We start from the raw sequence: 18,449 nt of genomic DNA on the forward strand, positions 1-18,449 counted from the left end.
GGAGTTTTATTTATGAAAGAAATCAATGGCTTATATGCAAATGCTAAAGTCTTTACAGATATTATTGAAGAGAGTGCTTATGAACAAATTCAAACATTGTGTAATCAGTCATTTACAAGTGGTTCTCAAATTAGGATTATGCCTGATGTTCATACTGGTGTTGGATGTGTTATTGGCTTTACAGCTGATTTAAAAGATAAAGTTATTCCTAATATTGTTGGTGTTGATATTGGTTGTGGTATGCTGACTGTTGAACTTGGTCAGCAGTCTATTGATTTACCTCAATTAGACAATATCATTCGTCATTATGTTCCATGTGGAACATCTGTTCATAATGGAAGAATAATTCGTTTTGATAAGTTAAAAGAATTATACTGTTTTCGTTCTTTAAAAGATTCTAAACGTATTGAAAGAAGTATCGGCACCCTTGGCGGTGGGAATCATTTTATTGAGGTAGATATTGATCATTTAGGAAATCATTATTTAGTCATACACACTGGAAGTCGTAATTTAGGAAAACAGGTTGCTGATTACTATCAAAATCTTGCTTATGATTTATTAAGGGGTAAAGAGGAATTATTTGAAAAACAAGAAGAATTAATTGCAGAATATAAAGCATTAGGTAAAAGAAAAGAAATCCAGGCTGCTTTAAAACAATTAAAATTAGAATTTGTAGAAAAAGACATTAATTTACCTAGAAATCTTTGTTATTTAGAAGGAAAATATAAGGCTCAGTATTTACATGATATGTATATCTGTCAAGAATTTGCATCTCTCAATCGTTATATGATTGCAAATACAATTTTAAAGCATTTATTTCATCAATCTATAGAAGATTTTCATTTTTTTGAAACTATTCACAATTATATTGAACCTCAATATAATATTATTCGTAAAGGTGCTGTTTCTGCAAAGAAAGATGAAAAACTGTTGATTCCTATTAATATGCGTGATGGAAGTTTAATTTGTTTAGGTAAAGGAAATCCTGATTGGAATCAATCAGCTCCTCATGGTGCTGGACGTTTATATAGCCGTACAACAGCTAAGGAACAATTTACATTAGAAGAGTTCAAACAACAAATGAATGGAATCTATTCTACATCAATTCATGAAGGGACTTTAGATGAATGTCCTATGGCATATAAATCAATAGATGATATTATTGATAATATTAATGATACTGTTGATATTTTGGAAATTATTAAACCTATTTATAATTTTAAAGCATAAAAGGTAAAAATATGTATAGTACAATTATTAATAAACTCAAGAGAATTGAAGAAACAGAAAATGTAACAATTATATATGCTGTAGAATCAGGAAGTCGTGCATGGGGATTTGAATCAAAGGATAGCGACTATGATGTTCGTTTTATATACGTAAGAAAAATAGAAGATTATTTGAGTTTATATGAAAAACGTGATGTTATTGAATTCGAATTAAATAATATTTATGATATTAATGGTTGGGATATACAAAAAGTATTAAAACTAGCTCAAAAGTCTAATCCAACACTTTATGAATGGATTCATTCTCCTATTATTTACAAATCTTCTACTCTTTGGAATAATCTCCTTCCATTACTTCAGGATTGTTATGATTTATCAAAACTTATTCAACACTACTATCACATGACTCATCAACATTATTGTTTACAACAAAAAACTGTTAAAAACTATTTCTATAGTTTACGTACATTATTATGCTGTTTATGGATTATTCATGAAAACACATCTCCACCTATTTCATTTATAGAACTGATGAAATCACAATTAGATTCAACATATGTACAACAGATTGAAACTTTAATATCTATTAAAAAATCTAGTAAAGAATCGTATATATCTTATGATATGTTTCAATTAGATAAATATATTGAAGAACAACTTCAATATATTCATCTACATCTATATGATTTAAAACAAAATAATCATTTTACTCATAATGACTTTAATTTAGCATTTTTGCATATACTAAAAGAAACATCCCGATGATGTTTCTTTTTCATTCAATAGGTTCCTGATAAAAACGACCAGTAACGCCTTCTGATTTCACTACATTAATAAAGACTTTTGGATCTAATTTCTTTACAAGATGAATAACATCTTTCACTTCATCAGCCCCTACAACAGTATATAACATAGCCTTATTTTCTTTTAAATAACAACCTTTACCTTCTATATGTGTCACTCCATGATGAGTAAAATTCATTAACTCCTGTTCTAAATGATCTGGTTCATTTGTAACAATAAACAATGTAACCTTTTGATCCCTTTGATGAAATCTTTCAATAATCTGTGTAGAAACAAATTGAAAGATTATAGAGTACATAGCTTCTTCAAATCCAAATAACAGTCCAGCTGTTAATAAAATAACAACATTAATACCAAACACAAAATTCCATGATGGTTTTTTTAGCTTATTTGATAAATAAACAGCAATAAAATCAGTTCCCCCACTAGAAGCTTTTCCATGTAATGCAATGACAATAGCAATACCATTTAAAATACCTCCAAATACAGATACCAATAAAGGATCATATGTAATAGGTGTTACTGGAATCAAATCAACAAGAAATGAATTCAAGACAATCATAATAACCGAATAACTTGTAAACTTTTTTCCAATAATTTTAAAACCAATAAATGCAGGTAATGCATTTAAAGCTATATTAATAATTGAATAAGGAAGTGTTAATCCTAAGAATACATTTGCTGATCTTTGTATTAACAAAGATAAACCTGTAAATCCTCCTGGTATTAAATGACCTGCACGAACAAATGATTTGATATTAATAGACATAATTAAAGATGCTACTAAAACACAAATTAAAGATGTTGCGTGCTTTTCCCATTGTTCCTTTTCTTTAGTTTTTGCGTAAACCATACTGTCCTCCTAAAATACGCATTCATTATACGCTTGTATAAACATTAATACAATATTAAATTTGTTTTCTTATCTAAATGTCACAGTATTGTCATATTTATATGCTATAATAATTATAAGAAAGAAGGTATTCAAATGGAAACAGAACTCTGTATTGGAACAAAGCATAATGGTTATACAATTTATACCGAAAAGCAATGTTTAGTCATTCATCAAGTCATGAGTCTTTATGATAATTTAGTCGAAAAAAAAGAAAAGGATGTATTTATTAAATTTAAGGATATTGATTTTATTGAAGTGAATTATTCTACTTATGATTCTGGTTTATGGGGAATGAATTGTATGTTGGTATTAAAAGCACATTTAAAGGATGGTAATATTATTGATTTTCATGGGAAAATTGAAGCGAATCGTGATGATTTTGTTGCTGGATATAAACTCTTACGATCTTTAGATATCCAATTTAAGGATACATTTGGTATTTTAGACTATATCCTTAATTCAAATTTAAAACGTATTGATTATATTCTTACTGAAATGATTGATAATAAGAAATTGAAAGCTTTATAAAAGGAAAAGAAGTTGATTTAATCAACTTCTTTATTGTCTTAACTTTCCTTCTTTTAATAAACGTAGTAATTCTAAATTCTGTCTTGCACTTCCTGTATAATCTTCAATACCGTTTCTTTTTGCAAGTTCTCTACGTGATGAAAATGAAGCATCTACACCAATTTGTGTTAAAGCATCAACTAGTGAGTCACCACGATAAGTTGGATTTGATAAATATTTCATTGTTCCTGTAATACTTTCATTATTAACCCATCCTAATCCATTACCAATGAGATATGGATTTCTTGCATCTCTTACAATTCTAGTAATAGTTCCGTGATTCATATATGGAATTAAAGGAATACTGCTATCTGAAGATATATAGACATGATCAAATGTTACATGGTCTCCTACTTCATATTCTATTGGACCTTCATCAGGTTCTTCTTTATCAAAGTTATTGAAGCCACCTTCTCTAATTTCCACTGGAAAATCTCGATATGCATAATTACGATCTACAGGTGCATTAATCCCTTCTACAAATCCTTTATCAGTATATTGCCACATATCAAAGCCTTCTGCTCCTAATTCATCAGCATATCTTGCAACCCATTTTGTATATCTTGTAAAAAATGCTCCTGTCAATTTTGTTCTCCACCAATAATATGATGCATAGAAACCTGGGAAATAGTTATGTCTTGCTAATTCATCAGCCCATACTCTACAATTTCTTTCAATCTGATCATTAGATAAACGACCAACTCTAGGATCCTCTAAATCTAAATATATTGGATATTCCATTTTATAGTCTGCAATTAATCGTAAGACATGTCTTGCTTCTGATAAAGCATCTCTTTCATTTTGAGCATATGAATAAAGATAAACACCAAAAGGAATTCCTAATCTTGTACATTCATCTGCATTTCTTTTAAAAGTTGGATCATCTTGTCCTGGTATATCCTGTCCATATCCACATCTTAAAATTGCAAAATCAATATGCTTCTTTGCTAATTCCCAATTAATCACACCTTGATACTGTGATACATCTACACCATCTCTTACCATGAATTCACCTCCTTCAAAATACTATATGTTTATTTTCAAATATTGCCTTTACATTTGACACAGTTTTGAGACACTTTATAATATATGTTAATGGGGTGATAATCATGAAAGTCTTTTTATGTGAACCAATACATCAAAAAGCATATCGGCAATTAATTGAAAATTATGAAGTTATAGACTCTTTTGACAATCTTCATGAATGTCAAGTTATCATTAGTCGTAATTTAAAAATTAATCAGTCTCTTATTGATCAATGTCCTTTATTAGAATTGGTTGTTATTCACGGAACAGGTTATGATGATGTAGATATTGACTATTTAAAAGCAAAACATGTTCATTTATGCAATACACCTAGTCTTAACGCTCTAAGTGTTGCTGAACTTATTGTCACATTTGTGTTACAGTTATCGAGGCAAACAATACGTTTACAAAAAAACTATATTGAGGACAAAATACATACAATTGCACCAATTGAATACTTAGGACATGAAATTTCTCATAAAACATTTGGATTAATTGGAACAGGTCAAATTGCATTGAAAGCTGCACAAATATTACATGATGGTTTTCATATGAATATTATTGCATATTCACGATCTTTGACTCCTGATCGTGCAAAAGAATTAAATCTTACTTATTGCCAGTCTATGGAAGAAGTTTTTCAGAAAGCAGATTATGTTTCTATTGGAACATCTTTGAATCAAGATACATATCATATGATTGATAGAAAACTACTTTCTTTAATGAAACCGACTTCTTATTTAATTAACACTTCTCGTGGAGCAATTATTAATGAAAATGATCTATATGAATATTTGAAAGAAAAGAAAATTGCAGGAGCAGCATTAGATGTTTTAGAATTTGAACCCGTCAAACACACGCATCCTCTTTTATCACTTGATAATATTGTTTATACTCCACATATTGGAGGCTCTACAGATGAAGCATTGTTAAGAGTTGGTTTTGCTGTTGTTCAATCAATTGATAGATATAATCGTGGAGAATTATGGAAAGATTTATTGTTTTAACAAATATTGGTGGCTCACTGTTATAATTTTATGTTATAATGTTGAAGCAGAGGTGATAAAATGAAAAAAATATTAATGGGTCTCTTAGCCTTTTGTTCAGTATTATCTATGACAGTTTCTTCTAATCATGTTAATGCTGTTGACTTTGAAGGTAATGAATCTAAATACATAAAATTATGTTCATCTTCTTTAACAAATTCAAATAAAAAAGTTTGTGAAGAATTTAATTCGTATCTAAGTAAAAAGAATAGCAATCTAAAAAAAGAAATAAGTGAAACAAAAAAAGATTTAAGTGAAACAAATAACGATATAAATGAAGTCTCTTCTAAGATTAAAACAATCAATTCACAAATTGATTCTAAAGAAAAGGAAATTGATTATTTACTTACTTCTATTACAAAGATTGAAAAAGATATTGATAAAAAAGAAAAACAAATGCAAGAGCGTTTATATGTTATGCAAACAACATATAATTCTAATTGGTTAGTTGATTTCTTATTTGGTGCAGAAGACTTTTCATCATTCTTCTCACGTCTAACAAGTATTAATGATATTACATCATATGAAAAAGAGTTAGTCGCTGAATTAGCTAAACAAAAGAAAAATTTGAGTTCCCAAAAGGAAACATTGCTTAATGCAAAGGCGGCGTTACAATCACAAAAGAATGCACAAGTTGATTTACAAGAAAAACTTGTTAATTTAAAAGCTACTCAACAAAAAGAAATTGCTGATAATCAGGCAGAAGCAAAGAAAGTAACAGATGCCCAAAAGAAAATAGATGCTGCATTAACTGAATTGATGTCACAAGCACCTAGCGGTGGTGGTGGCGGTGGTTCATTTGTAGCTGGATCATCTGAAGTTGGAAATGCGATTGCTCAAAAGGCACTTTCTAAAATGGGCTCACGTTATTGGTGGGGAGCTAGTGGACCAAATTATTTCGATTGTTCTGGATTAGTTCATTGGGCTCATAACAATGCTGGAGTCAAACTAGGACGTACAACTGCTGCTGGGTATTCTAGAGCTGGTAAAGGAATTTCTAAATCTCAACTTCAACCAGGTGATGTTATTACATTTAGTTATGGTAGTGGTGTTGCACATATAGGAATTTATATTGGTGGTGGAAGTTTTGTTCATGCTGCTGGACAGGGATCTGGTACAGTTGGTCAATATCCAAATCAATGCGTTAAAACTGCACAACTTGATGGATACTGGTCACGTTATGTATACAACTATAGAAGATTATATTAAAAGATTTGGGATTAAAGTCCCAAATCTTTTTTAACATCTCTTTTAATTTTTCTTAATATTTCATAACTTTCATCAAACTTACTTTGATCAACACCATTTAATGGAAGCTCTATAATTTCCTTTATTCCATCTCTACCAATAATACATGGAACACCCATATAAATATCTTTATGCTTATATTCATGATCTAAGTAGGCACTTACACATAATATCTTATTTGAGTCATCAAATATAGATAAAATAAGTTTATTAAGAGATAGCCCTATACCATAATAAGTTGCTTTCTTTCTTTCAATAATTTCATATGCTGCATTCTTTACATCATTATAGATATCATTTAAATCATGCATATCTAATTTCTTTTCATCAACATATTCCATTAATGTTTTACAACCAACATATGTATTCATCCATGATATAAAAGATGAATCACCATGTTCGCCTAAAATATATGCTTCAATATCATCACTAGAAACATCTAGATATTCGCTTAATAAATATCTCATTCTAGCAGTATCTAAAAGTGTTCCTGTTCCAATAACTCTACTCTTATCAATACCCATTACTCTATAAACGACATAACTTAAAATATCAACTGGATTACTTGCAACAATAATAATACCCTGAAATCCACTTCCTTTAATCTTAAGTGCTATATCTTTCATAATACGTGTATTGATTTGAGTTAATTCTAATCTTGTTTGTCCTTCTTTTTGATTTGCTCCTGCACAAATAACAACAATATCACTATCTCTACAATCCTGATAGGTTCCTGCTTTAACTTTAATCTTATGACTGCTATAAGGAATGCCATGATTTAAGTCCATAGCTTCTCCTTTAGCTTTTTCTTCATCTAAATCCATAAGGACTAGTTCATCTATTCCTCCAGTATTTAATAGTGAATAAGCCATACTCATTCCTACCATACCAGTTCCAATCAAAACAACTTTTCTATTTTCCTTCATTATATCACCTATATAAGTATGATATTATTTTTAAATTTTATTCAAAAAGACTTCTTAAGAAGTCTTTTTGAACATAATAATCAAACAAGCACCAATTATTGTTGAAGAAAGCAATGCTATTATAAAATGAATTGGATTATTAATAAATATAACTGTAAATATACCACCATGTGGAAACAACTGTCCACAGCCATAATACATCACTAATGCTCCTGCAATACCAGAGGCAATAATACACGGAAGATGTATTCCTTTTCTATCCTTACTCATATAAGGAATAGCCTCTTCACTAACAAAACATAACCCTTTTATCATGCATTTCCATTTTTCCTTTTGTTCTTTTTCATTAAAAGCTTTTGGATAAATTAACATTGCCAGGCCAATGGCTATTGGTGGAACCATTCCTCCAATCATAGCGGCTGACATAATTTGATACTTACCTAATATAATACTCATAATCCCAATAAAATACGCAGTTTTATTTATAGGACCACCCATATCAATTGACATCATTATACCAATAATTAATCCAATGACTATTAATGTTATTTCATTCAATACCAATTCACTCATTATTACCACTGGATTAAATTCTGACTGATTAACAAATTGTAATAACAATATCATAATGAGTGTTCCACTAAGAGGTATAAGTAGATTAGGTATTATACTTTCTATAACATTAGGAAGATATGAGAAAAGTTTTTTTAAACCTAAAACTAAATATCCTGATATAAAGCCTATTAATATAAAACTAACCATAATATGGGAATAATTTATACAGGATAAAGAAGCTACAAATGCAACAACAAAGGCTGGTTTATCACCAATACTATCTGCAATAAAAGCACTCATGATTGGTATAATTCCAAATCCAATAATCAAATAAATTATCATAGATATATCCTTTAAATATGATATTTGAAAACTCATTTCTACTACCCCATTATAATATGTATTAGGGTCACCTTTTCCAATCCATTCTAAGACAGTTTTTAAAATACCATAAATCATTAAAATCGGTATAACTTGTGATACACCATTCATTAAATGATTATATAAAGTTTTTATAAAATTGAAATTAACTCCTTTTGATGAACTCACATTATTTTCTAAAATAATTTCTTCATCACTCATTGCTTGCTCAAGTATTTCTTTAGCATTATGTATTCCCTTCGCTACTGGAACTTGTATTAATTTTTTATTAGCAAATCTCTTCATTTCCACCTTTTTATCAGCTGCAATAATTATAGATTTAGCTTTTTGAATTTCTTCTTCAGTTAATATATTTTTTATTCCACTTGCACCATTTGTTTCTACTTTAATTTTAATTCCCAACTGTTTTGCAGTTTCTTCTAATGATTTTGCTGCCATATAAGTATGGGCAATTCCTGTTGGACATGCTGTTACAGCAAGAACATCATAACTATCTTCAATTTCATCTTTGATTTCTTCTTCCATTTTCCCAGTTAAAATATTGAGGAAATCATGAGGTGTCTGGGCATTCAATAATTTATGAACTGTTGTTTCATCCATAAGTATCTGAGATAATTGCGCTAGTATTTCTAAATGTTGTGATCCTCCATCTTTAGGAACAGCAATCATAAAGAATACTTTAGCTGGCAATTGATCTAACGAATCAAAGTTAACACCTTCTTGATCTACCATTGCAACTAAAGAAGGGTAATTAACAGTTTCATCTTGAGCATGAGGAATTGCTATCATCTGTCCAACTCCTGTTGAGGATAAATTTTCTCTTGCAAGGATTGCATCTTTATATTTGTCTTTATTTTTTATATGTCCATTTTTATAATGACATTCTATCATAGCATCTAACACTTCTTGTTTATTAGAGTAATGAGAATGAAGGAGAATACTATCTTCTTTTAATAAGTCATTAATATTCATAAACAACCTCTTGTACATTCTTAAAAAGTTCTTCTACTTCCTCTTTTGTTGCTAGGTTATCTGAAAATGCACTTGCACTTCCAGTTGCAACACCCATTTTAAATGCATTGACATAATCATGTGTCTGTACATATCCTGCAATAAATCCCGCTACCATTGAATCACCTGCTCCAACTGAGTTCTTAACAGTTCCCTTTGGTGCCTCACTAAAATAAACTTTTCCATTCTGACAGATGAATAACGCCCCATCCCCAGCCATAGATACGAGAACATTTTTTGCACCCATATCTTGCAATTTTTTTGCATACTTGACTATATCATCTAATCCAGAAAGTTTCACGTGAAACATTTCTTCTAACTCATGATTGTTTGGTTTAATAAGAAATGGTCCGTTTTCAAGAACTTTCATTAATAACTCTCCTGTTGCATCAACAACAATTTCAATGCCTTTATGAGACAGTTTTTTCATAATTTGATAATAAATATCATTTGACACACATTTTGGTATACTTCCAGAAAGGACTAAAACATCCCCTTCTTTTAAATGTTTGAATTGATCATATAACTGCTGTAGATGTACTTCAGTAATTAAAGGACCATTTCCATTTACTTCACTCTCTTTATCACTTTTCATTTTAAAATTAATTCTTGAATATCCATTATGTACATCTATAAAATCAGTTTTTATATTGAAATCTTTTTCTACTCGTTCTTTTATTTCTTGTCCAGTAAAGCCAGCAATAAATCCAAATACTGTACTTTCAATTCCCAAATTATTTAAAACAATTGATACATTAATACCCTTGCCTCCTGGTAATAAATATTCTGATGTTGTTCTGTTGACTTCTCCTAATTGAAAGTGATCAACTGTTACCATATAATCAATTGATGGATTAAATGTCATTGTATATATCATAAAGATTCCTCCTTTATACTTATCTTTATTATACTTTATTTAAAAATAAAAATGAATATATTTCTATACTCATTTTTGATGATATTCTTGATATACTATATTTTTTGAAATATTTCTTTGTTTTGCAACTTCTTTAATTGCATCTTTTGCAGACATACCTTTATTAATATATTCATTCACATGTTCTTGTATACTTTGTTCAAAAACCTGTTCTTCTTCTTTTTCATTATTTCCTTCAACAACAATAACCATTTCACCTTTCATATCATCTACAACCGAAAGAATTTCTTCTATTGTACCTCTATTTATTTCTTCATGTTTTTTTGTGATTTCACGGCATAAAGCTATATTTCTATTACCAAATATTTCTAACATAACAGATAATGTTTTTTTGATACGATGTGGCGCCTCATAAAACACAATTGTTTCTTTATATTTTCTTAATAAATCTAGTTCTTTCTTTTTACGCTTATCTAAATGATCTAAAAAACCATAAAAAAGGAATGGTTGTGGTGCTATACCTGAAACGACTAAAGCATTTAAACAAGCATTAGATCCTGAAATAGGAACTACATTAATATTGTTAACAATACATTCCTTTACTAATTCATATCCTGGATCACTAATTGCAGGATATCCTGCATCACTTACTAAGGCTAAATCATGACCTTCTAATAGAAGATTTATAATTTTAGGAATAGATGTCACCAAATTATGTTCATGATGTGATATTAATTTTGTTGTAATTTCAAAATGATTAAGCAATTTTACAGTATTTCTTGTATCTTCTGCAGCTATAAAATCAACATTTTTAAGTGTATCCACAGCTCTATAGGTCATTTCACTTAAATTACCTATTGGTGTTGCAACAAGAAATAATGTTGGTTGCTGATTTTCAAAACTTTTTTGTCTATTCATCACTATTTTCTCCAAACATTTGTTTTATCTCTTTTGTATATGTTCCATCAGCTTCATGAGCATATAAAGGGGATTCAATTTTTAACCCTTTATTTCCTTTATACATTCCTTCAATAAGAAATATATGTGATTCCCTCCCAACTTTAGGATATACAAATCTTACTCTTTTTGGTTCTATACCATATTTTTGCATACAATTAATAATTTCTATCATACGATCTGGTCTATGTACCATAGCAAATCTACCTTTATTATCAAGGATTGTAGCAGCACATTTTATAATTTCATCTAAACTAATCTTGATCTCATGTCTGGCAATTTGTAAATACTCATTATCATTAAGATTACTTCTTTCTCCTACTTTAAAGAAAGGTGGATTACATACAATAAGTTTAACTTTCATTTGTTCATGTTTGACATACTCTTTAATATCACTATGAATAATTTGAATTTGATGATCTAAATGGTTCATTTCAACATTCTTTTTAGCAAGTTTAACTGCTTCCTCTTGTATTTCTATTCCTATAATCTTTTTATCAGTTCTTCTTGTTAATAATAATGGTATAGCAGCATTATTAGTACCAAAATCAATAATTTCATTAATATCCTTATTAAGAGTACAAAAATTAGCTAATAAAACAGTATCCAAAGAAAAGTTAAACATATCTTTTCTTTGAATAATTTTCATGTTTTTATAAGCTAATAAATAATTAGTGACTTCGTTGGTCATGTTTATGATCCTTCTGAGGTAAAATTTTAATATCACTTAAAGGTACAAAAGAAATATTTCCATCATGTTCTATCTTAACAAGATCACTAATGACGTTTAGACCAACAACACGAACTATTTTATCTTCGTATCTCACACGAGACCCAATCTTTGGAAAACGTTTTTTTTCAATTGTATATGCCTCATCTTCATACTTAAGACAACAAAGTAAGCGACCACAAGCCCCTGATATCTTATCAATATTAATAGCAAGCATTTGATTCTTTGCCATATTAATAGAAACACCATCAAATTCACCTAAAAATGACGAACAGCATAATGGTAAACCGCAAGACCCCAATCCACCTATAATTTTTGATTTATCACGAGGTCCAATTTGGCGCAATTCAATTCTACACTTAAAAACACTTGCTAATTCTTTAAGAAGTTCTCTAAAATCAACACGACTTTCTGATGTATACATAAATATAACCTTTGAAGCATCTAGTGTATATTCACAATTAACAAGATGCATATCTAGTTTATACTCTTTTATAATATCTCGACATATTTCTAATGATTTGATTGCTTTTGTCTTATTAAACTCATACAAATCTAAATCTGCACGATTGGCACGTCTTTTAATTCTTTTTAATTCAGTATCTAGATTGAATTCAGATATATCTTTAAGTTCTGTAATCATCTCACCTAATTCTAATCCTCTCACTGTTTCAACAACGACTTTTTCTCCTTTATGTATATCTAAATCAGTAGAAAAGTAATATGACTTACCAACATTATTAAAACGTATAAGAGCTAATTTTTCTTCCATAAAATCTCCTTTCTATATTTTACACATCATACTATCAATTAATAGCATAACATTTGCATTTGTATTTAATAAATACTCAGTATTTAAAACTAAATCTATCTTTCTAACAATTTCATCATCTGTATCATCTACTCTTTCATATAAACTTCTAAATGATGGATATGTTAAACTCATAGAATGTTTCACGTGAAACAAATCTCTTAATCCAAGAACTAACATATTTAGAAATAATTGAACTTTCTCTTTATCCTTGTGATTTTTCATCAAATGTGTTTGAACATTTATAACAAGATTATCTCTATGACAATATAAATCCTCTATAAAATGAAAGACTTCCAATTTTAATGCTTCTAATAATTCAGACTCAATATATGGTTGACATTCATCATATGTGTCAAACAGTTCAGACAAAACATTAATATCATCCTCAGGTATATCATCATTTATAAGTTGACTTTTCAACAATTTCTTTGAACTTGGTAATAATTGGATAACCTGACAACGTGATTGTATTGTAGGAAGCACACGACTCAAGTTTTGGCATGTGAAGATTGCATATACTCCAGCAATAGGTTCCTCTAATATCTTCAATAGACTATTCATAGCCTCAGGTGTTGAATTTTCAATGTTTTCTAACAGATATATTTTTGCCTTCCCTTCCATTGAAGATTTTGCAAATTGTTCTTGAATATACTCAACACTACCTTTTTTTATTGATTCGTCCTTACCGTTAAAATAAATTAAATCACCATAGTTATGTTCATCAATACGTCTGCAATCATTACATTGATTACAAGCTAATATCTCCTGACTACATATCAAACTTTTTGCTATATAATGAGCAGCTAACCCACTGTTTTTCCCAACAAGTAGAAAAGCATGTGAAATTTTCGAACTTGTAAAACTTTTTATCAATATCTGATATAAAATAGGTTGCTGTTGCTTTAAATCATCATGAAAACTCATATAACATCTCTAATTCTTTCCAACACTTGTTGAAATACACCTTCTATATTCTGACTTGCATCAATTTTTACAATACGTTCAGGAAACATATCACAAATAGAAAGGTATCCTTGATATACATTTTTATGAAAATCAATTTTCTCTAAATCTAAACGATTAACTTCACGATCTTTATTTGCATAAACTCTTTCTAAACCATCTTCTGGCTTAATATCAAAAAAGATTGTTCTTTTAGGTAGAATGTTTTCTGTTGCAAATAAATTCATTTCATAAACTTCTTTCATTCCAATGCCTCTGGCAATACCCTGATAAACCATTGAACTATCAACAAATCTATCACAAATAACAATTTCTCCTCGATCTAATGCAGGGATTACCTTTTCTACTAAATGCTGGCGTCTACTTGCAGCATAAAGCAAAGCCTCTGTTTTTCTATCCATATTTGTATATTGAACATTATGAATAATATCACGTATCTTTTCAGCTATCTCTACACCACCTGGTTCTCTAGTTAAAGTTACTTGATATCCTTCTTTATCTAAAGCCTCTTTAATTAAAGCAGCAATTGTTGTTTTACCACTACCTTCTCCACCTTCAAAAGTAATAAATACTCCTGGCATTTATAACACCTCATTTCTTTCTCTATTATATAAAAAATCAGACAAGATATAAAGCATTATTTAAGAATTCACTAAAGGATAAATTTTAAAACAATACAGAGTATAACACCAAATATATCAAATAAAGAAATCATAATAATATTAAATATATTAAGTGTTAACGTTATATGTGTTATAGATTCAAAAGAATTGAAGACAAATATAAATAATGTTGCAAATAGCAACCTAATGAAAACTCTTGTTATTCTTTTTATCAAAAAATCACCTCATTAACTATATGAGATGATTTATAATTTCTTTCGTCCTTCTAATGATTTTAATAAAGTTAATTCATCCGCATAATCAAGATTACCACCAATAGGCAAGCCATTAGCAATTCTTGATGCTGGTATATTGTGTTTAGCTAATAATTTAGCTAGAAAAAGAGCTGTTGTTTCTCCCTCTCTCGTAGGATTTGTCGCAATAATAACCTCTTGGATATTTTCATTTAATCTGTCAAATAATGATTGAATATTTAAATCCTCTATTGTTTTACCATCCATAATTGACATAGTTCCATGTAGAACATGATATAATCCATGGTATTCTTTTAACTTTTCCATTGCATAAACATCTTTAGGAGATTCAACTACACAAATTGTTGATTGATCTCTTGTCTCATCATCACAAATTTCACAAATTTCACCTTCACAAATATGACCGCATTTCTTACAGTATCGAATATTTGTTTTAAAATCAACTAATGCACTTGAAAATCTTTGAACATGTTCAAAATCCATTTCTAATACATGATAAACCATACGCTCAGCACCCTTAGTACCAATTCCAGGTAACATTTTAAAACATTCAACAAGTTCTTCAAAACTACTAGGATATTCCATTATAGAAATGCAGATACATCAACACCATTTGTTGCTTTATTTAATGTATCTTCCCTTTCTTTTTCTATTTTCTGAACTGTTTGATTAATTGTAATCATTATTAAATCTTCAATATCTTCTTTGCTATCAATATTTAACAATGACTGATCTATATGTAATTCAGTAATTGAAAGATTTCCTTTCATTTTTCCAGTAATCAACTCATTTTGTGAAATAATATCAAACTCTTTTTCATTAAATTGTTTTTTTAGTTTATTTACTTTTCTTTGCATTTGTTGTGCTTGTGCCACTAAATTATTAAAATTCATATCTAATCCTCCTTAAATTCAACTATATCACCGAAAAGTTTAATTGCAAACTCTTGTGCTTCATTTAAATCAACATGATCTAGATCATGTGAATCAATATGCTTTAAAGTTAATTCATGTGGTGGTGGTAATTGTCCTTTTTTCTTTAAATCAATAAATTGACTTCTCATATGTATCCATTCATCTTGTTGAATAGCAATAAATCTATATTCCTGACCCAATATTTCTGTTAAAAAGTGACTTAATTGTTTGTAATTTTTGTAATAATTTACAGCATTAACTGCAGGCTGAAACTCGAACGAAATCACAAGCCCTCCTGGACAGGCTGCAACTGCTGACCCATCACATAACATTGATGCACTTTTTGCAGTATTCAAATTTGCTAAATATCTTTTGATAATTGGCCATCTTTCCTGAATTGTTTCTAATACTTCTCTCTTGGCTTGAACAAGAATATTCATAATATCATTTGGATCTACTTTGACATCATCATCAACATTTGATTCCACTTCTTCTTGTTTTTCAAATTCAAAAACAGGAACTTCTTCTATCTCAGATACTTCTTCTATTGGTTCACCTATCATCATATCAACTATAGGTTCATCATCAATAATAGGTTCTTGGATAATTGGTTCTATTTGAACTTGATTCACTTGCATAATGTCATCCAATGTTACTTCAGTGGGTGTGTCATCTAAAACTGGAGTAGACTGTGAAATACTAGTTGGTTCTTCAGGAATAGAAACTGTCTGCATAGGTGTTATCATTTCATTCTTAACCTGATTACACATTTTTAATATAGCCAATTCAAAATAAATAGTTGGATTAATAACTTTTGCATACTTTTCACTTGCATCCATTAAAATATCTATAAACTCTAATGCTTCTTCACATGATATATGAGGAACAATCATATCCAGATAATACTTAGACAAAACGAATAAAATAGATTCATCACTAGTATTTCTATAGATAACAACATCCTTTAATATATCAACAAGATCTAAAGTCAAACGTTTAATATCTATTCCATTCATTTTCATTTCTTCTAATAATGTTAATGCTTTTTTCATATCTTTTGTAAGTAAGACTTTTAGAAAATCAATCTTATTTTCTAATGATACAATACCATATATCTGATTAACATCTTGAACAGTTAAATGTTTGTCATTAAATGCTAAACATTGTTCTAAGATTGATAAAGCATCACGCATTCCACCATCAGCTAATTTAGCTATCATTTCTAATGCTTCATCATCACATATATTATGTTCATTTGCAATGACATCTTTCATTCTTTGTATGATATCCTGCATACTCAACTTAGTGAAATCAAAACGCTGACAACGAGAAATAATTGTTGGTAATATTTTATGCGGTTCAGTTGTTGCAAGTATAAAAACCACATGAGCTGGTGGTTCTTCCAATGTTTTGAGAAGAGCATTAAATGCTCCAGTAGACATCATATGAACCTCATCTATAATATAAACTTTATATTTTCCTTGAGTTGGTGCATATTTGACTTTTTCAATAAGACTTCTGACTTCTTCAACACCATTATTACTAGCAGCATCTATCTCAATAACATCAGGATGTGTTCCTAAAGTAATTTCCTGACAATTTTCACATTCATCACAAGGTTTTGAGTCTCCTGTACAATTGATTGCTTTTGCTAATAACTTTGCAATAGTCGTTTTTCCTGTTCCACGTGGACCACAAAAAAGATAAGCATGTGCTATTTTATTTTCTTCAACAGCATGTCTGAGTGTTGTAATAATATGTTCCTGTCCAGCAACATCTTCAAATTTTTGAGGACGATACGCTCTATATAATGTTTTATAAGCCATTTTGATCAACTCCTTTGTCAATTATAGCACATTTTAGAGACCATCAAAAGATAATAAAAGATATCTTTCGATATCTTTAACATCCATCAGCAATAACTGATAAAATATCAATAAATATATTGATAAAATCTAAATATAATTCTAAAGCTGATAATAATGCAGCACTTTCTACTTCATGATACTCTGCCTCTTCATACATAATTCTTGCTTTTTGTAAATCATATAAAGTCATACCAGAAAAAATAATAAGATCCAAAAAAATAATGACATAATACATTATAGAACTTTGCAAGAAATATAAAATAATATATCCAATGATAAGTATTGGAAGAACACTCAAACAGATCTTACCAATTGGTGAGAAATCAAAATTTGTATACTTCTCTATTGTATATAATAATCCAAAATACGCACATGTTAACCCAAATGCTAGAATACTTGCGAGAGGAGCAACCATCTGAATCCATAGTGATAAAGTTATACCATTAATTATTGAATAAATAATAAAGTATCTTTTTGCAGATTTTATTGAAAGTTTAGATAATTTTAAAGCTAATAAAATAACAAAAACAATTTCTAATAGACTAGAAACAATAAGTAATATTAAATACCCTATTTCAAAGATTTCTATGAAATTTATTAAAGATAACATAGTTGATGTTATTGTTGTAATGAGTAAAGCTATGAATAACCATTTTAACATAATAGCTTTAAAGTTTGTGTATGGCATCTTTTCGACACTATATTCTCCGTCCATATAATTCATCTCCTATTTAAAATATAAATAATTCAGATGAACTTAC

The 18,449-nt window shown here is 29.2% G+C and carries 20 protein-coding genes; 5 read left to right on the top strand and 15 right to left on the bottom strand.

Going from position 1 to position 18,449, the window contains the following annotated elements:
- Positions 1-1,230 (top strand): RtcB family protein (locus tag BN350_RS04845; RefSeq protein ID WP_231385233.1); only part of this gene is annotated, 1,230 nt, incomplete at its 5' end.
- An 11-nt stretch (positions 1,231-1,241) separates the two neighbouring features.
- Positions 1,242-1,994, top strand: coding sequence for a nucleotidyltransferase domain-containing protein (locus tag BN350_RS18505; RefSeq protein WP_044600125.1), 753 nt, complete (start codon positions 1,242-1,244; stop codon positions 1,992-1,994).
- A gap of 10 nt (positions 1,995-2,004) precedes the next feature.
- Here the strand turns inward: BN350_RS18505 and BN350_RS04855 are convergent, their stop codons facing one another.
- On the bottom strand, positions 2,005-2,886 hold the full coding sequence (locus BN350_RS04855) for a YitT family protein (protein ID WP_028042576.1): 882 nt from the start codon (positions 2,884-2,886) through the stop codon (positions 2,005-2,007).
- Between the two features lie 135 nt (positions 2,887-3,021).
- Here BN350_RS04855 and BN350_RS04860 point away from each other — a divergent pair, with 135 nt between their 5' ends.
- Complete coding sequence (locus BN350_RS04860; RefSeq protein WP_028042577.1) at positions 3,022-3,456, top strand: hypothetical protein; 435 nt, start codon at positions 3,022-3,024, stop codon at positions 3,454-3,456.
- A 30-nt stretch (positions 3,457-3,486) separates the two neighbouring features.
- Here BN350_RS04860 and BN350_RS04865 read toward each other — a convergent pair whose 3' ends face one another.
- Entirely contained in the window at positions 3,487-4,500 is a 1,014-nt protein-coding gene (locus tag BN350_RS04865) for a glycoside hydrolase family 25 protein (RefSeq protein ID WP_028042578.1), read from the bottom strand.
- 104 nt (positions 4,501-4,604) lie between these two features.
- On the opposite strand from BN350_RS04865, the gene BN350_RS04870 reads away from it, so the two are divergent.
- Complete coding sequence (locus BN350_RS04870) at positions 4,605-5,528, top strand: NAD(P)-dependent oxidoreductase (RefSeq protein ID WP_028042579.1); 924 nt, start codon at positions 4,605-4,607, stop codon at positions 5,526-5,528.
- A gap of 60 nt (positions 5,529-5,588) precedes the next feature.
- On the top strand, positions 5,589-6,776 hold the full coding sequence (locus BN350_RS04875) for a C40 family peptidase (protein WP_028042580.1): 1,188 nt from the start codon (positions 5,589-5,591) through the stop codon (positions 6,774-6,776).
- Positions 6,777-6,787: 11 nt separating this feature from the next.
- Here the strand turns inward: BN350_RS04875 and BN350_RS04880 are convergent, their stop codons facing one another.
- The 13 genes from BN350_RS04880 to BN350_RS04935 form a co-directional block, all read right to left on the bottom strand.
- Positions 6,788-7,741, bottom strand: coding sequence for an L-lactate dehydrogenase (locus BN350_RS04880; RefSeq protein ID WP_028042581.1), 954 nt, complete (start codon positions 7,739-7,741; stop codon positions 6,788-6,790).
- 54 nt (positions 7,742-7,795) lie between these two features.
- Positions 7,796-9,649 (bottom strand): PTS fructose transporter subunit IIABC, encoded by a 1,854-nt coding sequence (locus tag BN350_RS04885; protein WP_028042582.1) that lies wholly within the window; start codon positions 9,647-9,649, stop codon positions 7,796-7,798.
- Positions 9,639-10,565, bottom strand: a complete 927-nt coding sequence (gene pfkB / locus BN350_RS04890; RefSeq protein ID WP_028042583.1) for a 1-phosphofructokinase — start codon at positions 10,563-10,565, stop codon at positions 9,639-9,641. Before pfkB ends, BN350_RS04885 begins: the two co-directional genes overlap by 11 nt.
- A gap of 69 nt (positions 10,566-10,634) precedes the next feature.
- Positions 10,635-11,483, bottom strand: a complete 849-nt coding sequence (rsmI, locus tag BN350_RS04895; RefSeq protein ID WP_028042584.1) for a 16S rRNA (cytidine(1402)-2'-O)-methyltransferase — start codon at positions 11,481-11,483, stop codon at positions 10,635-10,637.
- On the bottom strand, positions 11,476-12,213 hold the full coding sequence (locus BN350_RS04900; protein ID WP_028042585.1) for a tRNA1(Val) (adenine(37)-N6)-methyltransferase: 738 nt from the start codon (positions 12,211-12,213) through the stop codon (positions 11,476-11,478). Before BN350_RS04900 ends, rsmI begins: the two co-directional genes overlap by 8 nt.
- Complete coding sequence (locus BN350_RS04905) at positions 12,194-13,024, bottom strand: PSP1 domain-containing protein (protein WP_028042586.1); 831 nt, start codon at positions 13,022-13,024, stop codon at positions 12,194-12,196. Before BN350_RS04905 ends, BN350_RS04900 begins: the two co-directional genes overlap by 20 nt.
- A 12-nt stretch (positions 13,025-13,036) precedes the next feature.
- Positions 13,037-13,990, bottom strand: a complete 954-nt coding sequence (locus BN350_RS04910; protein WP_028042587.1) for a hypothetical protein — start codon at positions 13,988-13,990, stop codon at positions 13,037-13,039.
- Positions 13,987-14,610, bottom strand: coding sequence for a dTMP kinase (gene tmk / locus BN350_RS04915; protein ID WP_028042588.1), 624 nt, complete (start codon positions 14,608-14,610; stop codon positions 13,987-13,989). Before tmk ends, BN350_RS04910 begins: the two co-directional genes overlap by 4 nt.
- Before the next feature lie 71 nt (positions 14,611-14,681).
- Positions 14,682-14,867 carry a pro-sigmaK processing inhibitor BofA family protein gene (locus tag BN350_RS20200; RefSeq protein ID WP_261797113.1) on the bottom strand — a complete coding sequence of 62 codons (186 nt, stop codon included), beginning with the start codon at positions 14,865-14,867 and terminating at the stop codon, positions 14,682-14,684.
- A 30-nt stretch (positions 14,868-14,897) separates the two neighbouring features.
- Entirely contained in the window at positions 14,898-15,491 is a 594-nt protein-coding gene (gene recR / locus BN350_RS04920) for a recombination mediator RecR (protein WP_028042589.1), read from the bottom strand.
- Positions 15,491-15,799 (bottom strand): YbaB/EbfC family nucleoid-associated protein, encoded by a 309-nt coding sequence (locus BN350_RS04925; RefSeq protein WP_028042590.1) that lies wholly within the window; start codon positions 15,797-15,799, stop codon positions 15,491-15,493. The genes recR and BN350_RS04925 overlap by 1 nt, the downstream gene beginning before the upstream one ends.
- A 2-nt stretch (positions 15,800-15,801) precedes the next feature.
- Complete coding sequence (gene dnaX / locus BN350_RS04930; protein ID WP_028042591.1) at positions 15,802-17,646, bottom strand: DNA polymerase III subunit gamma/tau; 1,845 nt, start codon at positions 17,644-17,646, stop codon at positions 15,802-15,804.
- Between the two features lie 76 nt (positions 17,647-17,722).
- A complete protein-coding gene (locus BN350_RS04935) occupies positions 17,723-18,403 on the bottom strand; it encodes a Bax inhibitor-1 family protein (protein WP_028042592.1) in 681 nt (226 codons plus the stop codon).
- Between the last annotated feature and the right edge of the window lie 46 nt (positions 18,404-18,449).

Source organism: Candidatus Stoquefichus massiliensis AP9 (genome assembly GCF_000455285.1).
Classification (GTDB): domain Bacteria; phylum Bacillota_I; class Bacilli_A; order Erysipelotrichales; family Coprobacillaceae; genus Stoquefichus; species Stoquefichus massiliensis.